The sequence below is a fragment of the Mesorhizobium sp. J18 genome, from assembly GCF_007829525.1.
Lineage (GTDB): Bacteria > Pseudomonadota > Alphaproteobacteria > Rhizobiales > Rhizobiaceae > VLJP01.
Genome location: NZ_VLJP01000085.1, coordinates 1 through 3444, shown reverse-complemented (window position 1 = coordinate 3444; position 3444 = coordinate 1). Strand labels below are relative to the sequence as shown.

At 62.2% G+C, this 3444-nt stretch carries 3 protein-coding genes and 1 pseudogene; 2 read left to right on the top strand and 2 right to left on the bottom strand.

Annotated features, from left to right (window positions below; all coding sequences use genetic code 11):
- Nucleotides 1-136: 136 nt before the first annotated feature.
- On the bottom strand, nucleotides 137-880 hold the full coding sequence (locus tag L598_RS20580) for an NAD(P)-dependent oxidoreductase (RefSeq protein WP_186445136.1): 744 nt from the start codon (nucleotides 878-880) through the stop codon (nucleotides 137-139).
- Between the two features lie 94 nt (nucleotides 881-974).
- Between L598_RS20580 and L598_RS20575 the strand changes: the two genes are divergently transcribed.
- Both L598_RS20575 and L598_RS20570 read left to right on the top strand, forming a co-directional pair.
- A complete protein-coding gene (locus tag L598_RS20575) occupies nucleotides 975-1856 on the top strand; it encodes a LysR family transcriptional regulator (RefSeq protein ID WP_144865759.1) in 882 nt (293 codons plus the stop codon).
- 410 nt (nucleotides 1857-2266) lie between these two features.
- Nucleotides 2267-2899, top strand: a pseudogene (locus tag L598_RS20570) (tyrosine-type recombinase/integrase).
- A 254-nt stretch (nucleotides 2900-3153) separates the two neighbouring features.
- On the opposite strand, the gene L598_RS20565 reads toward L598_RS20570, so the two are convergent.
- Nucleotides 3154-3303: a hypothetical protein gene (locus tag L598_RS20565; RefSeq protein WP_210245036.1), complete on the bottom strand. Its 150-nt coding sequence runs from the start codon at nucleotides 3301-3303 to the stop codon at nucleotides 3154-3156.
- Nucleotides 3304-3444: the final 141 nt, after the last annotated feature.

The window sequence follows — 3444 nt, the reverse complement described above, 5'->3', positions numbered from 1 at the left end:
AAGCCGCCGGCACCCGAGGTCTTCATCCCGGCATTCGCGCGGGCGGCCCTGCAACCCCAACCAGCAATGCCGCCCGCGCTGGCGCCGCGACCATCATTGCACTAACAATCAAATTGGACCCGTCCGTGGGGGCCGATCAGTTTTCCAGCGCGGCGGCGAGTGCATCCTCGTCAATGAGTTCGCCCCTAGCAGTGTTCACGACGAAAGCACCTCGGGGCAGCAAGGCGATACGCGCCGCGTCGATGAGCGGCGGCGCGCCGCGCTCGGCAGGGCAATGTAGGCTCAGCATATCCGCATGGGCCAGGAGCTCATCGAGGCTGCCGCACATTTCGACGCCGGCGCGGCGAGCGGCATCGCGGTCGACAAACGGGTCGTAGGCAGCGACACGCATCCCAATACAGCCTGCCACCCGGGCTACACGCCGTGCGATCCGGCCATACCCTACCAGCCCCAGGTTCATTCCGGCGAGTTGCCGCCCGTCGCCCGGCCGGTCCCAGCTTCCCGCCCGCACATCGCGGTCGAACCGCGGGATGTGCCGCACCACCGCGAACATCAGCGCGATCGTGTATTCTGCCACCGCGAGACTATTCGCGCCCGGTGTTGAGAACACCGGAATGCCACGATCTGAAGCGGCGGCTAGATCGATGTTATTTACTCCAGCGCCGTGCTTGACGATCGCCTGCAAATTCATGCCGGCACCGATTACCGCCTCCGGAAGTGCCCGCGTTCGAGAGATGATGCCGTGGGGCTCCCATTTCGCTACGACCCTCTCGAGCTCTTCATCTGGCTTCGCGTGGTAGGTCTCAACGCCGGCGCCATCGAGCAGCCTCTGTCCCGCAGGATCGAGAGTGGGCGCTGTGACGAGTATGCGTGGCGTCATGGGTGCTCCTTGTCGTGACGGTGCAGACATGACGAAGCTTGACGATGAAGTCCAATTCGTAAAATTACGAATTAGATAACCGACGGTAATCGATGTGAACGAACGAGATCTCCGCTACCTTGTGGGCATCGCCGATACGGATAATCTCCGTCTCGCGTCGGAACGCCTTTTCGTGACCCAGCCGGCGCTGACCAAGTGCATCGACCGGCTCGAGGGCGAGCTCGGCGCCAGCCTCTTCCACCGGGAGGGACGCCATCTTGGCCTAACTCCTGAAGGCCAGTTGATGGTGCGCCGTGCCCGGACGATCCTGAACGGGATCGACGAGGCCCGCCGCGAAATCCGCGATCATGTCTCAGGGGCGGTAGGACATGTACGCGTCGGGGCCGCGGCGACCATCATGGAACAGGTCATGCCCGATGTCCTGCGTCGCCTGACAGCACAATACCCCGGCATCACGCTCGAGCTTGCCATCGGCATGAATGACGTGCTTCGCCGCGCCCTTGACGCCGACCAGCTCGACATATTGGTGGGACCGACAGGCGGAGCGGCGGCATGCGACTATGAGGTGCTGCTCGACGACGTCGTGGTCGTGGTCGCCAGCGCCGACCATCCCCTCGCCCGCACGACGGTCCAGCCTGAAGACCTCGCGCCGTATCCCTGGGTCCTGCCCAACCCGACGGTCGCCAACCGACAGTGGCTCGAGACGCGACTCAATGAGCTCGGCCTGCCGCCGCCACGCGTACAGATCGAGGTCAACTCGCTGGCGCTGATGCCGCCCCTGATAGCCAGGACGCCGCTTCTGAGCTTCATGTCGTCGCGGATCGTGGGGCCGGGCAGGACGCACACTGGTCTCGCCAGCCTGTCCCTGCCGGACCTCGAGTATCGCCGTTCCTTCGGAACGTTGACCAGGCGCAACAGCTACATCTCCACCGCGGCGCGCGTCTTCCTCGAAACGCTTCGAAGCTCTCTGCGATAGGAGGAGGAACGTAGGCGGCATCTTCCTACGTTCGCTGCCATTCCTACACAGCACATCCGCAAAGCGGAAGCAGGCCAACGGCTAGCCGATCGGCAGATCAAACTCTCGCCGATGCGCATGATCTCCATTAGACCGAGAGACGCGAACGCTGCCCCGTATCTGCAATCAAACCGCCGCGCGGGTCTTGTGCCGCCATCACGGCCACCGCATCCGAACCGCTACAACGATTGATTACGGCAGTAGGACGGTTGCCGCCGTGTGTAAGAGGCTCCCGCCGAGATTGGGCCTGAGCGGAACGGCAGCTTGATCATAGTTCTAATCCGATAGCCGACCGACATCTTCCGGCCCCTGAACGGTAATGCGCGCGATGCCGTTTCTCCTCTGGCCAATCAAGGCCGAGGAGAACTCCCATGGGTCACTCTCAATATGATGATGCTAGCCGCGAGCGCGCCGCTTGGAACGCTGGAAAGAAGGTTGGAACCAGCGTCCGCTCACACAGAAGCAGATCTGGGCCGTTCGCTTCTTTCTCGATCGGGAGAGACGCGTTCGTGACCGTGCCCTGTTCGATCTCGCGATCGACAGCAAGCTTCGCGGCTGCGACCTGGTCAAGATCAGGATTCGCGATGTGGTCGCCGGACCAGAGATCAAGACACGCGCAATCGTGATTCAGCAAAAGACGGGGCGCCCTGTTCAGTTCGAGATCACCAGCGATGTGAGAGCAAGCCTGCTGGCTTGGCTCGACCGGCGCGGCGGCACGGTCGAGGACTGTGCCTTCCCAAGCCGAATCGATCACGCATACCACACGAACACAAGGCAGTATGCGCGCCTCGTCGATGAGTGGGTTACAGCAATCGGTTTTGCGTCGAGAGGAATATGGCACCCACTCGCTCCGTCGCACGCAGGCTTCAATGATCTACAAAGCGACGGGCAATATCCGCGCTATCCAGATCCTGCTCGGTCACACCAAGATTGAGAACACGGTCCGATATCTTGGTGTCGACGTGGAAGACGCTTTACTCTTGGCCGAGCGAACTGAAATCTGACGTTGAGCGGCCATCCGTTGTAGCGCAGATGGCCGCTTCGATGCGCGCGCCACGTTGCCTGTCTGTCGGCTTTGGGGTGGGGTGGAAAGCGGACTGGCAGCTGTCAGGGGCTAGTGAGATGAACAGACATTCGATTGAGCGATGCACTGCGTGGCTCAGTCTGCAATGCCAGCCCGTCTGGATAAACTTGACCGAGGCGGTGGAAATAGCCGTGACCTCGCGGAGAGCGCCGACGCTCGTTCCGCCTCGCTCGATTATTCCCGGCGGGTCAGGTCCACGCCCTTGCGATACGCGGTCACGTCGAACTCGGGGAACCGGCGCTTGAACTTCGTCGAGTCGAACAGGTTGTCCTGCTCATACCTGGAAAGCAGCTCCCTGATCTCGTGCACTTCCTTCGAGAACAAGGTGATCGGCCCCCACGGACGGGTCCAATTTGATTGTTAGTGCAATGATGGTCGCGGCGCCAGCGCGGGCGGCATTGCTGGTTGGGGTTGCAGGGCCGCCCGCGCGAATGCCGGGATGAAGACCTCGGGTGCCGGCGGCTT